This window comes from Actinomadura sp. SCN-SB (genome assembly GCF_043906805.1).
Lineage (GTDB): Bacteria > Actinomycetota > Actinomycetes > Streptosporangiales > Streptosporangiaceae > Spirillospora.
In genome coordinates, this window is record NZ_JBIMPP010000003.1 from 214,091 (window position 1) to 234,933 (window position 20,843).

Annotated in this window: 17 protein-coding genes; 15 read left to right on the top strand and 2 right to left on the bottom strand. The window is 74.4% G+C overall.

Annotation, left to right across the window (positions count from 1 at the left end; all coding sequences use genetic code 11):
- The first annotated feature begins 6 nt into the window (after positions 1-6).
- The 15 genes from cobO to ssb all read left to right on the top strand — a co-directional run bounded on the left by cobO (position 7) and on the right by ssb (position 17,231).
- The gene (cobO, locus tag ACGWYJ_RS03495) at positions 7-609 is read left to right on the top strand and encodes a cob(I)yrinic acid a,c-diamide adenosyltransferase (protein WP_395104056.1); all 603 of its coding nucleotides are present in this window, start codon (positions 7-9) and stop codon (positions 607-609) included.
- Entirely contained in the window at positions 603-2,054 is a 1,452-nt protein-coding gene (locus ACGWYJ_RS03500) for a cobyrinate a,c-diamide synthase (protein WP_395104057.1), read from the top strand. Before cobO ends, ACGWYJ_RS03500 begins: the two co-directional genes overlap by 7 nt.
- Complete coding sequence (gene cobI / locus ACGWYJ_RS03505) at positions 2,051-3,355, top strand: precorrin-2 C(20)-methyltransferase (RefSeq protein WP_395104058.1); 1,305 nt, start codon at positions 2,051-2,053, stop codon at positions 3,353-3,355. Before ACGWYJ_RS03500 ends, cobI begins: the two co-directional genes overlap by 4 nt.
- Positions 3,355-4,179 (top strand): precorrin-4 C(11)-methyltransferase, encoded by an 825-nt coding sequence (gene cobM / locus ACGWYJ_RS03510; RefSeq protein WP_395104059.1) that lies wholly within the window; start codon positions 3,355-3,357, stop codon positions 4,177-4,179. Before cobI ends, cobM begins: the two co-directional genes overlap by 1 nt.
- Positions 4,176-4,697 carry a hypothetical protein gene (locus tag ACGWYJ_RS03515; protein WP_395104060.1) on the top strand — a complete coding sequence of 174 codons (522 nt, stop codon included), beginning with the start codon at positions 4,176-4,178 and terminating at the stop codon, positions 4,695-4,697. Before cobM ends, ACGWYJ_RS03515 begins: the two co-directional genes overlap by 4 nt.
- Entirely contained in the window at positions 4,694-5,971 is a 1,278-nt protein-coding gene (cbiE, locus tag ACGWYJ_RS03520) for a precorrin-6y C5,15-methyltransferase (decarboxylating) subunit CbiE (RefSeq protein ID WP_395104061.1), read from the top strand. Before ACGWYJ_RS03515 ends, cbiE begins: the two co-directional genes overlap by 4 nt.
- Positions 5,968-7,683, top strand: coding sequence for a precorrin-3B C(17)-methyltransferase (gene cobJ, locus ACGWYJ_RS03525; RefSeq protein WP_395104063.1), 1,716 nt, complete (start codon positions 5,968-5,970; stop codon positions 7,681-7,683). The genes cbiE and cobJ overlap by 4 nt, the downstream gene beginning before the upstream one ends.
- Positions 7,674-8,294 (top strand): precorrin-8X methylmutase, encoded by a 621-nt coding sequence (locus tag ACGWYJ_RS03530; protein WP_395104064.1) that lies wholly within the window; start codon positions 7,674-7,676, stop codon positions 8,292-8,294. The genes cobJ and ACGWYJ_RS03530 overlap by 10 nt, the downstream gene beginning before the upstream one ends.
- Positions 8,291-9,232 carry a sirohydrochlorin chelatase gene (locus ACGWYJ_RS03535; protein ID WP_395104065.1) on the top strand — a complete coding sequence of 314 codons (942 nt, stop codon included), beginning with the start codon at positions 8,291-8,293 and terminating at the stop codon, positions 9,230-9,232. The genes ACGWYJ_RS03530 and ACGWYJ_RS03535 overlap by 4 nt, the downstream gene beginning before the upstream one ends.
- A gap of 33 nt (positions 9,233-9,265) precedes the next feature.
- Positions 9,266-10,318: an Rv2231c family pyridoxal phosphate-dependent protein CobC gene (gene cobC, locus ACGWYJ_RS03540; RefSeq protein WP_395104066.1), complete on the top strand. Its 1,053-nt coding sequence runs from the start codon at positions 9,266-9,268 to the stop codon at positions 10,316-10,318.
- A gap of 22 nt (positions 10,319-10,340) precedes the next feature.
- Positions 10,341-11,498: a nicotinate-nucleotide--dimethylbenzimidazole phosphoribosyltransferase gene (gene cobT, locus ACGWYJ_RS03545; protein ID WP_395104067.1), complete on the top strand. Its 1,158-nt coding sequence runs from the start codon at positions 10,341-10,343 to the stop codon at positions 11,496-11,498.
- A gap of 152 nt (positions 11,499-11,650) precedes the next feature.
- Positions 11,651-12,892 (top strand): uroporphyrinogen-III C-methyltransferase, encoded by a 1,242-nt coding sequence (cobA, locus tag ACGWYJ_RS03550; RefSeq protein WP_395104069.1) that lies wholly within the window; start codon positions 11,651-11,653, stop codon positions 12,890-12,892.
- Positions 12,893-12,936: 44 nt separating this feature from the next.
- Complete coding sequence (locus ACGWYJ_RS03555; protein WP_395104070.1) at positions 12,937-14,928, top strand: AAA family ATPase; 1,992 nt, start codon at positions 12,937-12,939, stop codon at positions 14,926-14,928.
- Complete coding sequence (locus ACGWYJ_RS03560) at positions 14,925-16,637, top strand: ABC transporter (RefSeq protein ID WP_395104071.1); 1,713 nt, start codon at positions 14,925-14,927, stop codon at positions 16,635-16,637. The genes ACGWYJ_RS03555 and ACGWYJ_RS03560 overlap by 4 nt, the downstream gene beginning before the upstream one ends.
- 84 nt (positions 16,638-16,721) lie before the next feature.
- A complete protein-coding gene (gene ssb / locus ACGWYJ_RS03565) occupies positions 16,722-17,231 on the top strand; it encodes a single-stranded DNA-binding protein (protein ID WP_395104072.1) in 510 nt (169 codons plus the stop codon).
- Between the two features lie 42 nt (positions 17,232-17,273).
- Here the strand turns inward: ssb and ACGWYJ_RS03570 are convergent, their stop codons facing one another.
- Positions 17,274-18,578: a hypothetical protein gene (locus ACGWYJ_RS03570; protein ID WP_395104073.1), complete on the bottom strand. Its 1,305-nt coding sequence runs from the start codon at positions 18,576-18,578 to the stop codon at positions 17,274-17,276.
- 257 nt (positions 18,579-18,835) lie between these two features.
- Positions 18,836-20,584 (bottom strand): NAD(P)/FAD-dependent oxidoreductase, encoded by a 1,749-nt coding sequence (locus tag ACGWYJ_RS03575; protein WP_395104074.1) that lies wholly within the window; start codon positions 20,582-20,584, stop codon positions 18,836-18,838.
- Positions 20,585-20,843: the final 259 nt, after the last annotated feature.

Genomic DNA, 20,843 nt, shown 5'->3' on the forward strand with positions numbered 1-20,843 from the left:
GCGACGATGCCGCAGGGCAAGCCGGAGTACGTGCCCGACGACGGGCTGACCACCAGGCAGCGGCGCAACCGGCCGCTGGTGATCGTTCACACGGGTCCGGGCAAGGGCAAGTCGACCGCCGCGTTCGGGATGGCGCTGCGCGCGTGGAACCAGGGCTGGCCGATCGGGGTGTTCCAGTTCGTCAAGTCGGCCAAGTGGCGGATCGGTGAGGAGCGGGCGCTGCGCGTGCTCGGGGAGAGCGGCGAGGGCGGCCCGGTGACCTGGAACAAGATGGGCGAGGGCTGGTCGTGGATTCGGCGGCCGGGCACCGAGGCCGACCACGAGGCGGACGCCCGCGAGGGCTGGGAGCAGATCAAGCGGGACCTGGCCGCCGAGACCTACCGCTTCTACGTGCTGGACGAGTTCACCTACCCGATGAAGTGGGGCTGGGTGGACGTGGACGACGTCATCGCCGCGCTGAAGGACCGTCCCGGCGACCAGCATGTGGTGATCACCGGCAGGGACGCCGATCCGCGGCTGGTGGCGTTCGCCGATCTGGTCACCGAGATGGGCAAGGTCAGGCATCCGATGGACCGCGGGCAGAAGGGCCAGAAGGGCATCGAATGGTAGCCCGGCTGGTCGTCTCCGCGCCCGCGTCGGGCAGCGGGAAGACGACGGTGGCCACCGGGCTGATGGCGGCGCTGGCGGCACGCGGGACGCGCGTCTCGCCGCACAAGGTGGGCCCCGACTACATCGATCCCGGCTACCACTCGCTGGCCACCGGCCGTCCCGGCCGCAACCTGGATCCGTGGCTGACCTCCGAGGAGCTGGTCGCCCCGCTGTTCCTGCACGGAGCGGCGGGCGCCGGCGTGGCGGTGGTCGAGGGGGTCATGGGGCTGTTCGACGGCGCCTCCCGATCTCTGGGGTCCGCCCCCAGAGATAGTGCGGAGCAGGGTGGTTTCGCGTCGACCGCGCATGTGGCCGGGCTGCTGGACGCCCCGGTCGTCCTGGTGGTGGACGCGTCGGCGGCGGGCCGTTCGGTCGCGGCGACCGTGCACGGCTTCCGTACCTACGACGACCGGGTCAGGCTCGGCGGGGTGATCCTGAACCGGATCGGCTCGGACGGGCACGAGCGGATGTGCCGGGACGCGATCGAGGAGCTGGGCGTGCCGGTGTTGGGGGCGCTGCGGCGCGATCCCGGGGTCGAGACCCCGTCCCGGCATCTCGGGCTGATCCCGGCGGCCGAGCGGAACGCCGAGGCGGTCGCGACCGTGGAGCGGCTCGGCGCGCTGGTCGCCTCGTCCTGCGACCTCGACGCGGTGACGGCCCTGGCGCGCGGCGCGCCGCCGTTGCGGGCCAGGCCGTGGGAGCCGGGCGATCAGGTCGGCGAGCAGGGCGGGCGCCCGCGCGTCGCGGTCGCCGGCGGGCCCGCGTTCACGTTCGGGTACGCGGAGAACGAGGAACTGCTGGAGGCGGCGGGCGCGGAGGTCGTCCGGTTCGACCCGCTGCGCGACGAGGCCCTTCCGGACGGGACGCGGGCCGTGGTCATCGGCGGCGGCTTCCCCGAGATGTACGCGGCCGAGCTGTCGGCGAACGAGCCGCTGCGCCGCTCGCTCGGGGCCTTCGCCGCCCGCGGCCCCGTCTACGCCGAGTGCGCCGGTCTCCTCTACCTGGCGCGTGAGCTGGACGGAAAGCCGATGTGCGGCGTCCTGGACGGGGTGTCGGCGACCATGGGGCCGCGCCTGACGCTGGGCTACCGGTCGGCCGTCGCGGTCAGCGACTCGGTGGTCGCCCGTGCCGGTGAACGAGTGAGGGGCCACGAGTTCCACCGCACCGTCACCGAGCCACGGCATGGGAAGACGGCCGCCTGGCAGTGGACCAGATCCGGCCCGGCACGACCGTCCGAGTGCCCGGAGGGCGGTCGTGCGGTTGTTCCGGGGGGTGTGGGGGGTCGTCCCCCCACAAAGGAAGGTTTCGTCCAGGGGGATTGCGTCGCCTCCTACCTGCATCTGCACTGGGCAGGAGAACCCGCGTTCGCGGAACGCCTGGTAGCGGCGGCAAGGGGATCGGGATGACTCGCTTCGACGGAAGCCTGCGGCTGGAGGGCGAGCGGGTGTTGTTGCGTCCCTTCGGTCCCGCGGACCTGGACGCGATCACGACGGCTATGCGGGAGGGTGAGAACTTCCTGCCGCCCAACGTCCCGTCCGGGGGCGACCCGTTGCACTGGTGGCTCTCGCAGGGCGTCCACGACCTGGCCCGGACGGGTCTCGGGCTGCACCTTGCGGTGACTGACCGGGTGACCGGCGGGCTGAGCGGCGCGATCGGGATCTGGGGGGTGGACTGGCCGGTGGGCGCGGCCCTGTGCGGGTACGCGATCCGGCGTCCGGAGCGCGGGCGGGGACTGGCCACCGACGCGCTCAGGACGCTGAGCCGGTGGGCGCTGAGCGAGGGCGGGCTGCGCCGGCTGGAGCTGCGGATCAGGGAGGGCAACGTCCCGTCCCTGCGGGTGGCGGAGAAGTCCGGCTTCCGGCATGAGGGGCTGCTGCGCGCGGCCGACCGCGACCCGGACGGCGGCATCGCCGGCCAGCACGTGTTCTCGCTGCTGGCCGCCGACCTGGAGGCCGGTGACTCCGCGGCGGGGACGCGGCGGCTCGTCGGGGTGGGCGTGGGCCCGGGGGATCCCGAACTGGTGACGGCCAAGGGTGTGCGGATCCTGCGTGAGGCGGACGTCGTCCTGGTGCCGGTGATGGCGCCGGACGAGGAGGGCCGCGCCGAATCGGTCGTCCGCGCGTACACGACCAAGGCCGAGCGGGTGGTGTTCGCCCTCAACGACAGGGGCGGCGTCACCGAGCGGCGCGCCGCCGCCTGGGACGCCGCCGCCGAACGGGTCGTGCGGGCCTTCGACGATGGCGCCGCGACCGTGGCGTTCGCGACGATCGGCGACCCCCACGTCTACTCGACCTTCACCTACCTGGCGCAGACCGTGCGGGAGCTGCGGCCCGGCACCGAGATCGCGGCGGTGCCCGGCATCACCGCGATGCAGGACCTGGCCGCCCGGTCGGGCACCGTCCTGGCCGAGGGCGCGGAGTCGGTGACGCTGGTGCCGATGACCGGCGGGGACGCCGCGTTCACCGCGCTCCGCTCCGCGCTGGAGTCGGGCGACACCGTCGTGGCCTACAAGTTCGGCTCGGTCGCGGACGAGGTGATCGGCGCGTTGAAGGACGCGGGACGGCTGGACGGCGCCGTGTACGGGGCCCGGCTGGGCCTGCCGGGCGAGGAGGTCCGGGCGGCGCGGGAACTGACCGGCCCCGTCCCGTACCTGTCGGCGCTCATCGTGCCCGGCGTCCGCCGTGGCGGCAGGGGAGGGAGGCTGTGATGGCCGAGCCCAGAGGCGGGGGCAAGGGTAGGGTCGTGTTCGTCGGTGCCGGACCGGGCGCCGCCGACCTGCTGACCTTCCGCGCGGCCCGGTCGATCGCGGCGGCGGACGTGGTGATCTGGGCGGCCAGCCTGGTCCACCCGGATGTGCTGGAGCACGCCAAGCCGGACGCGGAGATCGTCGACTCGGCCCGGCTGCCGATGGAGGGCGTCCTGCCGTACTACGAGCGGGCGGCGGCCGAGGGGCTGACGGTCGCCCGCATCCATTCCGGCGACCCCGCGTTGTGGGGCGCGTTGCAGGAGCAGCTCGACCGCTGCAAGGCGATGGGCCTGGACACCGAGGTCGTCCCCGGCGTGTCCAGCTTCAGCGCGGCGGCCGCGGCGGTGGAACGCGAGCTGACCATCCCCGAGGTCGCGCAGTCGGTGGTGCTGACGCGGCTCGGCGGGGGCAAGACGCCGATGCCGCCGGGTGAGGAGGTCGGCGAGTTCGCCCGGCACGGGACGACGATGGCGCTGTTCCTGTCCGCGGCGCGCTCGGCGCGGTTGCAGGACGAGCTGCTGGACGGCGGCTACCCGGAGGACACCCCGTGCGTGATCGCGTACCGGGTGAGCTGGCCGGACGAGCTGGTCGTGCGGTGCGCGCTGGGCGAGCTGGCGGCCACGATGAAGGCGCACAGGCTGTGGAAGCACACGCTGGTGCTGGTGGGTCCGGCGCTGGCGGCGGGCGGCACCCGTTCGCACCTCTACCACCCGGGCCACTTCCACGAGCACCGGCGCGCCGAGCCGGCCGCCCGGCGCCGTCTCAGGGAGGCTCGATCCTCATGAGCGGCGGTGACATCGAGGCACGGGTGGCGGCGATCTCGGCGGAGGGGGAGCGGACCCTCGTCCTGCACGGCCCCGAGCCGTCGGGGCGGACGGCGGCGCGGATGCTGCCCGCGTTGCCCGGGGTGTGCTTCGCCGAGTCGGCGGATCCGGCGCGGGCGCTGCGGCAGGCGGTGGAGCACGGTCTCGGCCGGCTCATCCTGTTCGCCACGGCGGACGACCTGGTGGCGGCGCTCGGCCTGGGGGCGGACGGGCTGCTCGGCGAGATCACGATCGACATGGGCGGGACGCCCGAGCTGGCCGCCGAGGTGGCCGCGGCCGGGTCCGCGCGGCGGGCCTGCGCGCTGTGGCGGGACGCGGGCCTGCTGGGGCCGTGCGGCCGTGAGCTGTGCCGGCGCGTCGCCGCCGAGCTGGAGAGCGCCGCCGCGGGAGCCGGCGACGATCCGATCGCGGCGCAGGTGGTGCTGCTGGACGACGCCGGCGAACGCATGATCGGCATGTACGGGCGGCTGCGCCGATGAGCTCGCTGGTGGTGCTCGGTCACGACGGTTCGCCGCCCGGCGGAGAGGCCCGCGAGCTGCTGGAACGCGCCTCGCTCGTGGTCGGGGGCGCGCGGCACCTGGCCGCGATGCCCGTACCGGAAGGCGTCCGCACGGTCGTGATGGGGGAGCTGCGCCCGGCGCTGGACGCGATCGACGCCGAACTCGACCGCGACGACGACCAGGGCCGGGTGGTCGTGGTGGCCAGCGGGGATCCCGGGTTCTTCGGGATCGTCCGGGCGCTGCGCAAGCGCGGCCGGCGGCCCCGCGTCATCCCTGCGCTGTCGTCGGTCGCGCGGGCGTTCGCGCGGGCCGGGCTGCCGTGGGACGACGCGCTGGTGGTGTCCGCGCACGGCCGTGAGCTGCGCCGCGCCGTGAACGCGTGCCGCGCCCACCCGAAGGTCGCGGTGCTGACGGCGCCGGGTTCGGGCCCGGCCGAGCTGGCGCGCGAGCTGTTCCCGCAGACGCCCCGGACGTTCGTGGTCTGCGAGGACCTGGGCGGGCCTCATGAACGGGTCGTGAGCGTGCGTCCGGCCGAGGCCACCACGCGGCCGTGGCGTGACCCGAACGTGGTGCTGGTGCTCGACCCGAGGCGGGTGGCGGCGGGCGGTGAGCCCGGCTGGATCGCCGGTCCGCGTCCAGGGCCGTCCGAGTGGGCGTTGCCGGACGCGGCGTTCGGGCCGGGACGTCCGGTGTTCGGCCCTGAGGTGAGGGCGTTCGCGCTGGCCAAGCTGGGACCGCGCATCGGCGACATGGTCTGGGACGTGGGCGCGGGACGAGGCGAGGTCGCGATCGAGTGCGCGCGCTTCGGAGCGGCCGTCGTCGCGGTGGAGAAGGACGAGGCGGCCTGCGAGCGCATCCGCGCCAACGTGCGGGCGCATCGCGTGAAGGTGGCGGTGTCACGTGGCACGGCCCCCGGCGTCCTGGACCACCTGCCCGAGCCGGACGCGGTGTTCGTCGGCGGGGGCGGGCCTGAGGTGGCGCGGGTGTGCGCGTCCCGCGCCCTGCGCAGCGTGGTGATCGTTCTGCACCGGGCCGATCGCGTCCAGGCGGCGATCGAGGCGATCAAACGCGCGTCCTTGACCGCCCATGCCGTCCGCTTGCAGGCGGGCCTGGTCGGCCGTTCGCCGACCGGTGTGTTCGTCGTGTGGGGTGAGCGCAGGGTGGACGACCGGTCGGTGGCGAGGCCGGTCCGGCGCGAGGCGCCGCCCTCGGTGACGATCGCTCCGCTTCCCGAGCCGGGGGGCCTTCGATGATCGGGGTGGTCGCGGCCACGGCCAACGGACGTGCCGCCGCGGCGGCGCTGGAGGCGGCCTGGCCCGGCGAGGTGCGTTCCTTCAGGGGCGACAAGGCGTCCGCCGCGCTGCGTGAGGCGTGGGGGACGTGCGACGCGATCGTCAGCTTCCTGGCGGTGGGGGCGACGGTCCGGGTGCTGGCGCCGCTGCTGGGGCACAAGACCACGGACCCGGCCGTGGTGTGCGTGGACGAGGGGCTGCGCCACGCGGTGGCGGTCCTGGGCGGGCATCACGGCGCGAACCTGCTGGCCGGGCGGCTGGCCGGGGTGCTGGGCTGCGAGCCCGTCGTCACGACCGCCAGCGACGGCGCCGGGATCACCCCGCTCGACTCCTACGGCGCGGATCTCGGCTTCACCGTCCACAACCCGGAAGTGCTCGCCCGCGTCGGCGCGGCCGTCCTGTCCGGGGAGCCGGTGACGATCGAGGGCGCGGACGGATGGCCGCTGCCCGCCCTGCCGTCCAACGTCGTCCGCGAGCACCCCGAGGCGTCGGCGGGGATTCTGGTCACCGACCGGGCGGAGCCCGCGAACTCGCGCCGCGACCGCCTGGTCTACCGGCCCCCGTCGCTGGTCGTCGGGGTCGGGTCCGCGCGGGGCGTCACGGCCGCGGAGGTCGGTGGGCTGCTCGACCGGACGCTCGCCGACGCCGGCCTGGCGCCCGCGTCGGTGCGGTGCCTGGCGACCGTGGACGTGAAGGCCGGCGAGCAGGGGATCCTGGACGCGGCCGAGGCGCGCGGCTGGGAGGTCGTCACCTTCCCCGCGGACGTGCTGGCGCGGGTCGAGGTGCCCAACCCGTCCGAGGTCGTCCGTGCCGAGGTGGGGACGCCGAGCGTCGCCGAGGCGGCGGCGCTGCACGCGGCCCGTGCCCTTGGACGCGGTGCCGAGCTGGTCGCGGAGAAGCGCAAGTCGGCCGCCGCGACCGCGGCCGTGGCGCGGCTCCACCCGAAGGGGCGGCTCGGCCTTGTGGGGATCGGTCCGGGCGCCCGTGACCTGCTCACCCCGCGCGCGGAGGCCGTGCTGCGGCGGTCGTCGGTGGTGGTGGGACTGGACCAGTACGTCGAGCAGGTCCGCGACCTGCTGCGTCCCGGGACGCGGGTGATGGCGAGCGGCCTCGGACGCGAGGAGGAACGCGCCCGCGCCGCCGTCGAGGAGGCGGAGTCGGGGCGGGCCGTGGCGCTCATCGGCTCCGGGGACGCGGGCGTGTACGCGATGGCGAGCCCCGCGCTGGAGTTCGCCTCCTCCGGCGTCGAGGTGGAGGGCGTCCCGGGGATCACCGCCGCGCTGGCCGCGTCCGCGCTGCTCGGCGCCCCGCTCGGGCACGACCACGCCGCCATCTCCCTGTCCGACCTGCACACCCCCTGGGAGGTCATCGAGCGGCGGGTGCGGGCGGCGGCGGAGGGCGACTTCGTGGTCTGCTTCTACAACCCCCGCAGCCGCGCCCGCGACTGGCAGTTGCCCGCCGCGCTGACGATCCTGTCCGCGCACCGCCCGCCGGACACGCCGGTCGGGCTGGTCCGCGACGCGTCCCGTCCCGGCGAGTCGGTCACCCTGACCACGCTGGCGGAGGTCGATCCCGCCATGGCCGACATGGTCACCGTGGTGGTGGTCGGGTCGAGCCGCAGCCGGACGGTCGCCGGGCGATTTATCACCCCCAGGGGGTATCGATGGGCCTGACCGGACGCCGCGTCCATCCGATCGAGGTCAGGTCGATGGAGATCCTGCGCTCCCGCGTCGACCTGTCCGCGCTCCCCCCGCTGACCCGGGCCGTGACCGAGCGCGTGATCCACGCCAGCGCCGACCTGGAGTACGCCGCCGACCTGCGCGCCGCCGAGCCCGACCTGGAACGCGGCCTGGCGGCCCTGCGGTCGGGGGCGCCGGTCGTCACCGACGTCGGCATGGTCGCGGCCGGGATCACCTCCAGGGAGGTGATCTGCCGCGTCGGGACCCCGGAGGCCGCGGCGCTGGCGCGGGAGGAGGGCATCACCCGTTCGGCCGCCGCCGTCCGGCTCGCGTCGGACGAGGCCGGGCCGGGCGCGGTCTGGGTCGTGGGCTGCGCCCCGACCGCGCTGTTCGAGATCGTCGCGCTCGGCGCGGGGCGGCTGCGTCCCGCGCTGGTCATCGGCCTTCCCGTGGGGTTCGTGGGAGCCGCCGAATCGAAGGAGGCGCTGCGCGCCTCCGGCCTTCCGCAGCTCAGCAACGTCTCGGAGAAGGGCGGCTCGGCGGTCGCGGCCGCCGCCGCGAACGCCCTGCTTTACCTGCTGCACGAGGAGAACGAGGCGCCATGACCGAACGCGACGAGGGCAGCGGACGGCCGCTGCTGGTCGTGGGACACGGCACGCGGGACGCCGACGGCGTCGCCGACTTCGGGCGGTTCCTCCGGAGGCTCCGCGGGCGGATGCCCGTGCCCGTGGCGGGCGGATTCATCGAGCTGTCCCCGCCGCCGCTGACCGAGGCCGTGTCCGGGCTCTACGCGGACGGGCACCGGCGTGTGGCCGCCGTCCCGCTGGTGCTCGTCGCGGCCGGGCACGGAAAGGGCGACATCCCCGGCGCGATGGCTCGTGAGCTGGCCCGGCATCCAGGGCTGTCCTACCGCTACGGGCGCCCGCTCGGGCCGCATCCCACCCTTCTCGACCTCCTGCAAGAGCGTATGGAGAGCGTCCTGGACGGCACGCGTCCCGACCGTGACACGGCGGTGCTCCTGGTGGGGCGCGGCTCCACCGACCCCGACGCCAACGCCGAGATCCACAAGGTCGCGCGGCTCTTCTGGGAGGGACGCGGAGCGGGTGGCCCCGAGCAGGGGCACGGTCTGGCCTGCGTGGAGCCCGCCTTCGTCTCGCTGGCCAGGCCCAGCGTCCCGGAGGGACTGGAACGGCTGCGCAGGCTGGGCGCCCGGCGCGTCGTCGTCCTGCCGTACTTCCTGTTCAGGGGCCTGCTGCCGGACCGGGTCGCCCAGCAGGCCCGCGACTACGCGGCCTCGCACCCCGAACTGGACGTGCGCTGCGCCGAGGTGATCGGCGACTGCGACGGGCTCGCGGACGTCGTCGCCGAACGCTACGAGGAGGCCCTGGCCGGCGACATCCGGATGAACTGCGACACCTGCGTCTACCGGATCGCCATGCCGGGCTTCGAGCACCGGGTGGGGGCGCCGCAGGCCCCCCACGACCATCCCGACGACCCGGCGGGCCCGCACACGCACGGGCACGGGCATGTCCACCGGCAGTGAACCGAATCGCGGCCTCGACGAAGGGAGCCAGGCGTGAGCACCGCGGCGGGACCGGGCGAGCACGAGGGCGAGCACGACGTGGACCTGCGGCACCACGGCGACGCCGAGGTCGGCGACGGGCTTCGAGACCACGCGGTGAACGTCCGCGCGGGCACGCCCCCGGCATGGCTCGCCGAACGCCTGCGTGCCACGATGTCCGACCTCGCCGCCTACCCGGACCCCGCCGCCGCCCGGCGCGCGGTGGCCCGGCGGCACGGGCGCGCCGAACGCGAGGTGCTCCTCACCGCGGGCGCCGCCGAGGCGTTCGTCCTGATCGCCCGCGCGCTGCGGCCACGGCTCGCCGCCGTCGTCCACCCCCAGTTCACCGAGCCCGAGGCGGCCCTGCGCGCCGCCGGTCACCGGGTCGAACGGGTGATCCTCGGCAAGGACTTCGCCCTCGACCCGTCCGCCGTGCCCGCCGGCGCCGACCTGGTCATGATCGGCAACCCCACCAACCCGACGTCCGTCCTGCACCCGGCCGACGCGATCGCCGGGCTGGCCCGTCCCGGCCGTACCGTCGTGGTGGACGAGGCGTTCATGGACTGCGTCCCCGGGGAGCCGGAGAGCCTGGCCACCCGCCTGCCCGCCGGGGTGGTCGTCGTCCGCTCCCTCACCAAGACCTGGGGACTGGCCGGGCTCCGCGCCGGCTACCTCCTCGCCGCCCCCGAGACGATCGACGTGCTGGCCGCGGCGCAGCCGCTGTGGGCGGTGTCCACTCCGGCCCTGGCCGCCATCGAGGCGTGCTCGGCGCCCGAGGCCGTCGCCGAAGCCGAGGAGTGGGCCGCCGGCATGGCCGCCGAACGGGACCGGCTCGCCGCCGAACTGTCCGGCCGGGGCCTCTACGTCGTCCCGGAGGCGCGGGCGTCGTTCCTGTGCGTGCGCATGCCCGACGCGCTCGGCATCCGGGCCCTGCTGCGGCAGCGCGGGTACGCGGTGCGGCGCGGCGACACCTTCCCAGGGCTCGGCCCGGACTGGCTGCGCATCGCCGTCCGCGACCGCGCCGCCAACGATTCCCTGCTCACGGCGCTCGGCGACCTGGGCGCCTGACCACCCCCGGATTGGAGATCCCATGATTCCCAGCGAGGACCGCGCGCTCATCGAGGAGACGATCGCCGCCGTCCGCCCCCTGGACGAGGCCGCCATGCGGGACGCCCGCGAGCACCAGGCCCGGCTCACCAAGCCCCTCGGGTCCCTGGGCGCCCTGGAGGAGGTGCCCGTCCGGCTGGCAGGGCTGGCGGGGGAGTGCCCGCCGCCCATGCCCGGCCCCGCCGCCGTCGCGATCTTCGCCGCCGACCACGGCGTCCACGCGCGCGGCGTCTCGCCCTGGCCCCAGGAGGTCACCGCCCAGATGGTGGCCAACTTCCTCGCCGGAGGCGCGGTCGTCAACGCGTTCGCCGCCCAGGTCGGCGCGTCCGTCACCGTCGTGGACGCGGGCGTCGCCGCCGACCTGGAGAGCGCCCCCGGCCTGCTCATCCGCAAGGTCGCCCACGGGACGGCCGACATCACCGAAGGCCCCGCGATGACGCCCGACCAGGCCGCGCGGTCCGTCGCGGTCGGCATCGAGGTGGCCCGCGAACTGGTGGCCTCCGGAGCCCGCTGCCTGCTCACCGGCGACATGGGCATCGCCAACACCACCGCGTCCGCCGCCCTGGTCGCCGCCTTCACGGGCCTGCCCCCCGAGGACGTCACCGGGCGCGGCACCGGCATCGACGACGCCACCCACGCCCGCAAGGTCGAGGTCGTCCGCACGGCCTTGACCCGCCACGGCCTCCTCGACCGGGAGGCCGCGGACGGCGACCCGCTGGGCGCGCTCGCCGCCGTCGGAGGGCTGGAACACGGCGCGCTGGCCGGGTTCATCCTCGGGGCGGCGGCGCTGCGCGTCCCCCTCGTGCTGGACGGGGTGATCGCCGGGGCCGCCGCGCTGGTGGCCGCCGCGCTCGCGCCGCGGGCCCTCGACGGGTGCGTGGCCGGGCACCGTTCGGCCGAGCCCGGTCATTCGGCTACCGTAGGTCACCTGGGGCTTCGCCCGCTGGTCGATCTCGAACTGCGGCTCGGTGAGGGCACCGGCGCCCTGCTGGCACTGCCGCTGGTCCAGGGCGCGGTACGGGTCTTTCACGAGGTCGCCACGTTCGACTCGGCCGGGGTCAGCGCGAAGCGCCCGGACCGGGACGCCGCCCGGGACGCCACCCCGCGCGGCCCGGACCGGCACGGTGAACCGGCGGAGTAACGACATGATCACGGAATGAGTCACGCTCGGCTATCGACTGGAGGAGCCCTCTCCATGACGACGGCAACCCGAGTACCTTTGGTCCACATCATCACGAGTCCGTCACCGGTGCCGGCGAACAACTCCACAGCCCCGATCGGAAGAACCCTCACGTGCCCCCGTACCTGCTAGCCCTGCGACTGGGCGGGCGACGAGTGCTCGTCGTCGGCGGGGGGCGCGTCGCCCAGAGGCGGGTGCCCGCGCTGCTGGCCGCGGGCGCGCGGGTGGTGCTCGTCGCCCCCGAGGTCACCCCGTCCCTTGAGGACCTGGCCTCAGGGGACGGCGACCTCACCTGGCTGCGCCGCCCGTACCGGAAGGGCGACTGCGACGGCGCCTGGCTCGTGCAGGCCGTCACCGACGACGCCAAGGTCAACGCCGCCGTCGCCGCCGAGGCCGAGGCGTCCCGCATCTGGTGCGTTCGGGCCGACGACGCCGACGCGTCCCCGGCCTGGACGCCCGCGAGCGGCCGGGTGGGGGAGACCACCGTCGGCGTGGTGGCGGGCGGCGACCCCCGCCGCGCCGCCGGGATCCGTGACGCCGTCGTGGACGGGCTGCGCGACGCCACCCTGGAGGCCCGGCACTCCCGCGCCAAGCCGGTCGGCGTGGCGCTGGTCGGCGGCGGCCCCGGCGACCCCGGGCTGATCACCGTGCGGGGACGGCAACTGCTGGCGCAGGCCGACGTGGTCGTCACCGACCGGCTGGCCCCCCGCGAGCTGCTGGACGAGCTGCCCGCCGACGTCCAGGTGGTGGACGCCGCCAAGATCCCCTACGGTCGTACCGTCACCCAGGAGCGCATCAACGAGTACCTGGTCGAGCACGTCCGGCAGGGCAGGTTCGTGGTCAGGCTCAAGGGAGGCGACCCGTTCGTGTTCGGGCGCGGCGCCGAGGAGGTGCTGCACTGCGCCAAGCACGGCATCCCCGTGACCGTCGTCCCGGGCATCACCAGCGCCGTCGCCGTGCCGTCCGCCGTGGGCATCCCGGTCACCCACCGGGGCGTCACCCAGGAGTTCCACGTGGTCTCCGCGCACGTGCCCCCGGGCGACCCCGCCTCCACGGTCGACTGGCCCGCGCTGGGCCGGTCCCGCGGCACGCTGATCCTCCTGATGGCGGTCGAACGGATGCCGCTGATCGCAGAAACCCTCATGCGCTATGGTCGGTCGTCTGATATGCCGGTCGCCGTGGTCCAGGACGGCACCCTCCCGGGCCAGCGAGCGCTGACGGCAACGCTGGGCACGGTGGCCGAGGAGATGGCGGCCGCCGGGGTACGGCCGCCGGCGATCGTCGTCGTGGGTGACGTGGTCAACGTGGCACGAGAGATCGACATGATGCGAGCGGACTTGGGACGGGACCCGTGACACCCCCCGCAGAGCAGAGCGCGGTACACGACGAGGAGGCAGGCGTGGCCCCCGGCCCCCACGGCGAGGCCGACGTGCCCGCCGCCTCGCCCGGTGGTGAGGGCGAGACGCCGTCCAGCGCAAAGGGCAGGCGGTCAGGGCGCGCCAAGGACGAGGGCGGCGCCGCCTCGGTCGAGTTCGACACCGGCGCGAGCGGCCCCGGGGGCGGTGACACCGGCACCCAGGGCTCGGGAGCGCAGTGGGCGCACTGGTTCGACCGTCCCGAGCGGTCGGGCGGATCCGATGACGCGGGCGGCGGCCCGGGAGCCGGTCGCCCGTCCGCCGATGCCGAGGCCCTCCAGGCGGGCATCGAGATACGGCGGGGCGAGCTGATCAGGATCCTCACCGACCTGCGCGACCGGATCGCCGCGCTGGACTTCCTGCTGGAGGTCCCCGGCGTGGAGGAGGCCCGCGAGGCCCAGCTCGAACTGCGCAACCAGCTCGACGACTACGTCCTGCCCCGGATCCAGGCGTCCGCGAGCCCGATGCTGGTGGTGCTGGGCGGATCCACGGGAGCCGGCAAGTCCACCCTGGTCAACACGCTGGTCGGGGCGCGGGTCAGCGCCACCGGCGTGCTGCGCCCCACCACCAGCAGCCCGATCCTGGTGTGCCACCCCGACCACGCCGACTGGTTCCTGAGCGGGCCGATGCTGCCCGGCATGGGACGGGTCCGCGGCCCCGCCCCCGACGCCATCGCCGGCGACCAGCTCGTCGTGATCGGCAGCGAGTCGCTGCCGCCCGGGCTCGCGCTGCTCGACAGCCCCGACTTCGACTCGGTCTTCGAGGACCACTACGAGTTCGCCACCAAGCTGATGGCCGCCGCCGACCTGTGGCTGTGCGTCACCACCGCCGCCCGCTACGCCGACGCCCAGGTCTGGGAGATGCTGCGGCGAGCCAAGGAGAACGGCGCCACCGTCGGCGTCGTGCTGTCCCGCGTGCCCGACGGGGCGGGCGCCGAGGTCGTCGAGCACTTCGGCGAGATGCTCGCCGAGCACGAGGTCGGCGAGACCCGTAGGTTCACCGTCCCGGAGACCCGGGTGGAGGACAGCCGGCTCCCCGAGGAGGCCGTCGAGGACATCCGCGCGTGGCTGGTCGGCATGGCCGAGAGCGCCGACGACCGCACCATCGTCATCGGCGACACCCTCGCCGCCGTCCTCAACAGCTTCCGCACCCGCGTCCCCGAGCTGGCCAAGCAGGTCGAGGCGCAGGTGGAGCAGCGCGCCGAGCTGGCCCACGCGGTCGACACCGCCTACGGCACCGCGCTGGCCGAGCTGGACGAGGCCACCCGCAACGGCTCCCTGCTGCGCGGCGAGGTGCTCGCCCGCTGGCAGGACTTCGCCGGCACCGGAGACCTGCTGCGCTCGCTGCGCGCGCCGCGCGGCCGTCCCAGCCGCAGGGCCTCCAGCAGGCGCCGCAACCCCGCCCGGGTCCGTGCGCTGAAGGCCGCGCTGCGCAGCGCCCTGGAATCGCTGATCTGCTCGTCCGCCGAGCACGCCGCCGAGCAGGTCGTCGTCGCGTGGCGGGAGCACCCCGCGGGCCGCCAGGTCCTGGCCGGTCCCGCCGCCGGTCTCGGCCGCGCGTCCCCCGAACTGTCCCGCCGCGTCACCCGCGCGGTCAGCGCCTGGCAGGACCACGTCCAGGAGCTGATCCGCACCGAGGGCGTCACCAAGCGCTCCGTCGCCAAGCTGGTCTCGTTCGATTCGGAGGCGGTCTCCCTGGTCCTGACGGTCGGTCTGCTCGGGTACGGTACGTCCGAGGTCGCGGTCGAGGGCGGCACGAGCGCCGTGCCGCAGCGGCTGCTCAACGCCCTGTTCGGCGCCGAGTCGCTGCGCGGCATGGGCGCCAAGGCCCGCGCCGACCTGCGCAACCGGATCGGGATGCTCTTCGACGAGGAGGCGATCCGCTACGGGCAGGCCATCGACGCCGCCGGCATCCCCGACGAGACCGTGCCCGTCCAGCTGTACCAGGCCACCTACAACCTCGAGGTCGCCCGATGACCACATCGGCCATCCCCGCCTCAGCGAACGTCCCCCCGGACGGCGCGGGCGGCCGTCGCTCCCATACCGCGCCACCCGTGCCCCCCGCCGAGCCGGGCTCCGGCGTGGCCGCCCGCCTCGACGGCCTCGACCGGCTCGTCCAGTACGGCGGCGGCAGGCTCGACCCCGTCCTGCTGGAGGACGCCGCCGAACTGCTCGACCGTGCCGGTCAGCGGCTGCGTCTGTCGGGCGACCACACCGTCGTGACCCTCGCCGGCGGGACGGGCAGCGGCAAGTCGTCCCTGTTCAACGCCGTCTGCGGGCTGGAGCTCTCACCCACCGGGCTGCGCCGCCCGATGACCTCGCGCGCCCACGCCTGCGTGTGGGGCCTGGACGGCGCCGGGCCGCTCCTCGACTGGCTCGACGTCGACAAGCGGCACCGCTACGCCCGCGCCAGCGCCCTGGACACCGAACGCGACGACAGCTCCCTGCACGGCCTCGTCCTGCTGGACCTGCCCGACCACGACTCCATCCAGGCCGTCCACCGCGCCGAGGTCGACCGCTTCGTCAGCATCGCCGACCTGCTGGTGTGGGTGGTGGACCCGCAGAAGTACGCCGACGCGGCCCTGCACCGCAACTACATCGTCCCGTTCGCCCGGCACGCCGCCGTGACGCTGATCGTCCTCAACCAGATCGACCGGCTGCAGTCGTTCGAGGTCGAGGACTGCGTCGCCGACCTGCGCCGCCTGCTCCAGGCCGAGGGCCTGGCCGACCCCCGCATCGTCACCACGTCCGCGCTCGACCAGGCCGGGGTCCGCGGCTTCCGGGAGGTGCTGGTCGACACCGTCGCCACCCGGCGGGCCCGCGGCGAACGCCTGCACGCCGACATCGACAGGCTCGCCGAGCGCTTCGCCGCCTACCGGGGCGACATCGAGCCACCGTCCGGCGTCGCCCCCGACCGCCGCGCCCAGCTCGTCCAGGCCCTCGCCGACGCGGCCGGGGCGCCCGCCGTCGCCGAGGCCATGGAGAGCGCCTACGAGCTGCGCGCCGCCGACTTCGTCGGCTGGCCGGTCGGCGCGCTGGTCACCCGCCTGCGCAGCGACCCCCTGCGCCGGATGCGGCTGACCGAGCTCCGCGACGAGCTGCGCAACGCCTTCACCGGCCCCATCGGCGCCCAGCAGGGCGACATCGACACCGCCCTCCAGGGCGTCACCGAAGGCGTCACCCGCACCCTGCCCGAGCCCTGGGCCCGTTCAGTACGCGCCGCGGCCCGCTCGAACGCCTCCGAGCTTCCCGAGTCGCTCGGCGCCGCCCTGATGGACTCGCTGCCCTCGTTCAACCAGATCCCCGGCTGGTGGTGGCTGGTGAAGACGTGGCAGTACTTCCTCGTCCTGGTCAGCGGGCTCGGCGTGCTGTGGATCGCCCTCCTCCTGCTCTACGCCGTGGTCGGCCCCGACGACGGCGACCCCAACGCCCTGCTGGGCGGGACGGGCCTCATCCCCTACGTCACGGTCCTGGTCGCCTGCACCCTGGGCATGGGTGCCCTCACGTCCGCGGCCTGCCGCAACCTGGTGGCGCTCCAGGCCGCCAAGCACGGGCAGCGGATGGAGACCCACATGCGGGAACGCATCGAGGAGGTCGCCCAGGAGAAGGTCCTCGACCCGGTGGCCGCCGAGCTGGACCGCTACGGCCACTTCCGCCACGAGGTGACCAACGTCCTGAACGGCTGAGTTATCCACAGCCCATCGGTCCCCTTTTCACGCTCCGTTCTCATCGGTCACCGTTGAGTGGTCGTCGATGAGAACGGAGCAGCCATGAACGAAGCGAACGTCACCGTGGTCGGCTGGCTCGCCGCCGAGCCCTTCTTCACCATCACCGCCAACGGCACCCCGTTCCTGTCGGTGCGCGTGGGCGTCACCCCCCGCCGTTTCGACCGGGGGCTCGGCCAATGGCAGGACGGCGAGACGATGTTCCTCACCGTCAACTGCTGGCGCGGCCTGGCGGACAACGTCAACGCCTCCGAGCTCAAACGCGGCCAGCCCGTGATCGTCACCGGCCGCCTCCGCGTCCGCCAGTACGAGCGCGACGGCCAGTGGCGCTTCTCCGCCGAGATCGAGGCCACCACCCTGGGCCACGACCTGACCCGCGGCACCGCCCACTTCCGCCCCGTCCAGCGCGGCGGCGCCCTCACCGAGGAAGACCGCCAAGAGGCCCGGGAAGTCACCGACCAGTGGGCCCTGACGAGCCCCGCCCCCGACGACCAGACCTCGCCGGAGACCCCGGAGACCGACCGGACCCTCGACCAACAACCCCAAGCCGCCTGACAAGACGCCGGCCACACAACCGCCCTGAGGGGTTGGATCTCGTCAGAGGCCCCCCACAAGGACGGGAATGGTCAAGGAGATGAGAACGGTGAGGATCCACAGCGCGGGGGCCGAGCCCAGGATCTGTTCGCGGCGGGCGGTGGCTCGTGCGGCTTCGGCCCGGCTGCGGGCTATCCACCAGGGGTTGTGCCGGTGTTCCAGCCGGGCGTACGTGGCGCCCAGGGCGGCGCCGTAGGCGAGATGTCCGATGAGGCCCGAGAAGGCGGCGGCGATGGCGGTGGCGTTCCAGCGCGGGGGCAGGCCCAGCAGCACGGGGAGCAGGGTCAGGGCGCCGAACGTCCACCAGAAGAAGCCGTACGAGAGGCCCCAGCCGATGCCGGAGGTGAGGTCGTAGCTGCGTCCCCGGAACAGGACCGCGTAGGAGACACCGATGATCTGGGCGATGACCAGGTGGACGAGCCATCCGGCGACGACACCGCGGGCGCCGACCAGTCCGGCCACGGTGGGCAGGACGTCCACGGCGTACCAGACGACGCCGAAGACGATGCCGCCGAGGAGCCCGGAGACGGCGCCATAGCCGACGACCCGCAGGCCGCGCGTGCTGGTCTCATGGTGGAGGAGCCTGACGTCGTCCACCAGCAGGCCGCGTGAGAGCGAGCCGAGCAGGCCGAAGACGGCAGCGATGCCGGCGCCCGCCAGCAGGTACGGCGGGAGCCGCGTCATGGCCGCGGCGACCGTGGTCTGGTCCCAGCCGAGCGCGCCCTCGTCCATCAGGGGCGTGAAGGTGAGGCTGACCACGATCCACCAGAGGAACCCGTAGGCGGTGCCACGGACGAGCGCCGGCCCGGTGCCCTCGGTACGGCCGGTGAACACCACCGGATAGCAGATGCCCATGCACACCGCGACGGCCGGCAGCCAGCCCAGGCGTGCTCCGGCGCCGACACCGAAGGCGAGGACGAGGAAGCAGGCGACGATGAGCGCGGAGAGCAGGCCGCGCAGCAACGTACGGGGCCGCAAATGGTCATCGCCTTGGCCGTCCCTGTGCAGCAGGGCGAAGGCGACGGCGGTGACCGCGCCGTAGTAGAGGTGGCCCAGAAGGCTCGGCACGGCGGCTTGGGCGGCCTCAAGGCTCCAGGTAAGCGGCGTCCCGGTCAGCAAGGGAAGGAGGGTCAGCGTCCCCAGGAACCACCAGAACACCCCGTAGGCCAGGCCCCAGAACAGCAACTCGCTCGAACGGATCCGCTGGTGCGCCGCGAGGAGCCCGAATCCGGTCCCGACCAGGGCGGCGATCGCCAGGTGCAACGCGAGGCCGACCCAGGTCGAGTCCGACCGGACAAGCGCCGCCACAGCCGGGAGCGTGCCCAGCGAGCCCATCGCGGAAGCGAACACCGCGCCCCCAGCCAGCCCCGCCAGCGCACCCGGCACAGCCCCACGCGCCTCAGGCAACCCCCCACGCGCTGTGGGAAGCCCCCCACGCGGCGGGGTGTGCACGACGGGCGGCGCCATACGGGGATCCGCCACCCCTCCCTCTGCTGCGACCGGCACGCCGCGGTTTGGGGGCGGGGTTGTGCGGGGGGTTGGTGGTTGGGGGTTGGGGACGGGGGTCATTGAGGGCCTCGCGTGGTGAGCGGGGTTGTGGTCTGGGTGCCGGTGACGACGATGTCGCGGGGGAAGACCAGTTCGAGCGCCCAGTCGAGGAGGACCCGGACACGGCGTTCGAGGCCGGGAAGTTTGGCCAGGTAGATGCCGCGCCAGAGGAGCCAGGCGGTCAGTCCCGAGAACGGGCGGCCGCGGATCTCTCCGGCGGCGGTGCGATGGCCGAGCGCGACGAAGATGCCGAGGGTGGTGAACCGGAACGGCCGGGGGCGGCGGCCCTTGAGGACGGCCGCGATGTTGTCGGCGACGGCCTTGCCTTCGCGGATCGCGTGCTGGGCGGTCGGCGGGTACGGGGCGCCGTCCGGGCCGGGGATGTGGGCGCAGTCGCCGATCGCCCAGACGTCCTCCAGCTCGAAGGCGCGCAGTGTCCGGTCGACGGGGACCGAGCCGCCGCGGCCGCGTTCGCCGGGCAGCGACCGCAGCAGCGGGTTGGGCCGGTTGCCCGCCGCCCAGACGAAGGTGGCCGTGGAGATGACCCTCCCGTCGGTCAGTGTCACTTCGCGGTCGCTGGCCGAACTCACCCGGACGCCTAGGCGGAACTCGATACCGCGTGCACGCAGCTTGCCGAGCGCGTAGTCGCCCAGGCGCTCCGACAGTTCGGGCAGGATGCGCTTGCCCGAGTGGACGAGGACGAAGCGCGGCTCGTCAGGGTCGATGCCGGGGTAGAAGTGGAGTACGCCGTGGGTGAGGTCGTACAGCTCGGCGACCGTCTCCGTCCCTGCGAACCCGCCGCCCGCGACGACGAACGTGAGGAGCCGCGCCCGCTCGACGGGGTCGGTCTCCTGGTCGGCGCGCTCCAGCATGGTCAGCACCTGGTCGCGCAGCCGTGCCGCGTCGGCGAGCGACTTGAGCGTGAAGGCGTGCTCGGCGACGCCCGGCAGGTCCAGGAAGTGGGGGACGGACCCGACCGCCAGGACCAGGTGGTCGTAGGGGACGCTCTCGCCCGGGCCTTCCAGGTGGACGAGCCGCCGCGCGATGTCGATGTGGGTCACGCGGCCGTGGCGGAACCTGGTGTGCGTGACGGCCGCGCGGACGGGTGAGCTGATGTGCTGCGCCTCCAGCCCGCCCGAGGCGACCTCGGCGAGCATCGGGGTGAACAGCAGGAAGTTGGAGTCGCTGATCAGGGTCACCGCGAAGCGGTCGGAGCGCGGGTTCAGCCGCTCGAACCTGCGGGCGGCGCCGACGCCGCCGAACCCGCCGCCGACGATGACCACGCGCGCCGCGGGAGGCCGCGCCGCCCTGATCTTGGGTGGACGGCGGGCGCCCACGCGCACCGGGAGAAGGGTGGTGCCCAGGTGATAGAGCGTCCCGGCGAGGGCGCCTTGGAGCAGTGAGCCGACCAGTTCGGGGTAGGCGTCCCTGGCCGCCGCGATCGACCAGGTCAGGGTGGTGGCACGCAGCAGCGGGTCCACGGTCAGCCACCAGACCACCCAGCCGAGCAGCCCGAGGAGCAGGCCGCCCGACGCGGACACCGCCGTGCCGTAGGGCCGCCGTCCGACGATCGCGCCCAGCAGTCCGCCGGTGACGGTCGCGTACGCGGCGAAGACGGCCCATCCGTAGGCGCCATGCGCCTCGATCAGGCCCTGCCATGCCATCAGCCCGCCGACCGCCAGTCCCGATACGAGACCGGCGCCCACCCCGGTGAGCAGCCGGGCGCCGCCACCCGGCGCCGTGGGCTCGTACTCCTGCAACGACATACCGCATCACCGTCCCGCGAGCGGTCACCCCCGTCGCCGCGGTCGCCCCGTCACCTCGACCGCGCCTCGGCGTCGCGTCAACCGGCCGCCTGTCCCAGCCTGTCGTACGAGGGCGTTCGAGAGAACGGTTCAGGGCGGCGCCACCGCGGGTGTGGACGGATGTGGCCGGTTCGGGCCGGTCCGAAGTGGAGCGGGGAGGTGACGGCTCGCGGGGGACTCGTTCGGGAGTTGGAGGGGCCCGGGTCGGCGGGGGCGCGGC

Excerpts from the sequence above, each read along its gene's own strand:
- ACGWYJ_RS03515 (WP_395104060.1), top strand. The coding sequence starts at position 4,176 with ATGAGCGGCGGTGACATCGAGGCACGGGTGGCGGCGATCTCGGCGGAG.
- cobI (WP_395104058.1), top strand. The coding sequence starts at position 2,051 with ATGACTCGCTTCGACGGAAGCCTGCGGCTGGAGGGCGAGCGGGTGTTG.
- cbiE (WP_395104061.1), top strand. The coding sequence starts at position 4,694 with ATGAGCTCGCTGGTGGTGCTCGGTCACGACGGTTCGCCGCCCGGCGGA.
- ACGWYJ_RS03500 (WP_395104057.1), top strand. The coding sequence starts at position 603 with ATGGTAGCCCGGCTGGTCGTCTCCGCGCCCGCGTCGGGCAGCGGGAAG.
- ACGWYJ_RS03575 (WP_395104074.1), bottom strand. The coding sequence starts at position 20,584 with ATGTCGTTGCAGGAGTACGAGCCCACGGCGCCGGGTGGCGGCGCCCGG.
- cobO (WP_395104056.1), top strand. The coding sequence starts at position 7 with ATGCCGCAGGGCAAGCCGGAGTACGTGCCCGACGACGGGCTGACCACC.
- ACGWYJ_RS03530 (WP_395104064.1), top strand. The coding sequence starts at position 7,674 with ATGGGCCTGACCGGACGCCGCGTCCATCCGATCGAGGTCAGGTCGATG.
- ACGWYJ_RS03560 (WP_395104071.1), top strand. The coding sequence starts at position 14,925 with ATGACCACATCGGCCATCCCCGCCTCAGCGAACGTCCCCCCGGACGGC.
- ssb (WP_395104072.1), top strand. The coding sequence starts at position 16,722 with ATGAACGAAGCGAACGTCACCGTGGTCGGCTGGCTCGCCGCCGAGCCC.
- cobM (WP_395104059.1), top strand. The coding sequence starts at position 3,355 with ATGGCCGAGCCCAGAGGCGGGGGCAAGGGTAGGGTCGTGTTCGTCGGT.
- cobT (WP_395104067.1), top strand. The coding sequence starts at position 10,341 with ATGATTCCCAGCGAGGACCGCGCGCTCATCGAGGAGACGATCGCCGCC.
- cobJ (WP_395104063.1), top strand. The coding sequence starts at position 5,968 with ATGATCGGGGTGGTCGCGGCCACGGCCAACGGACGTGCCGCCGCGGCG.
- ACGWYJ_RS03535 (WP_395104065.1), top strand. The coding sequence starts at position 8,291 with ATGACCGAACGCGACGAGGGCAGCGGACGGCCGCTGCTGGTCGTGGGA.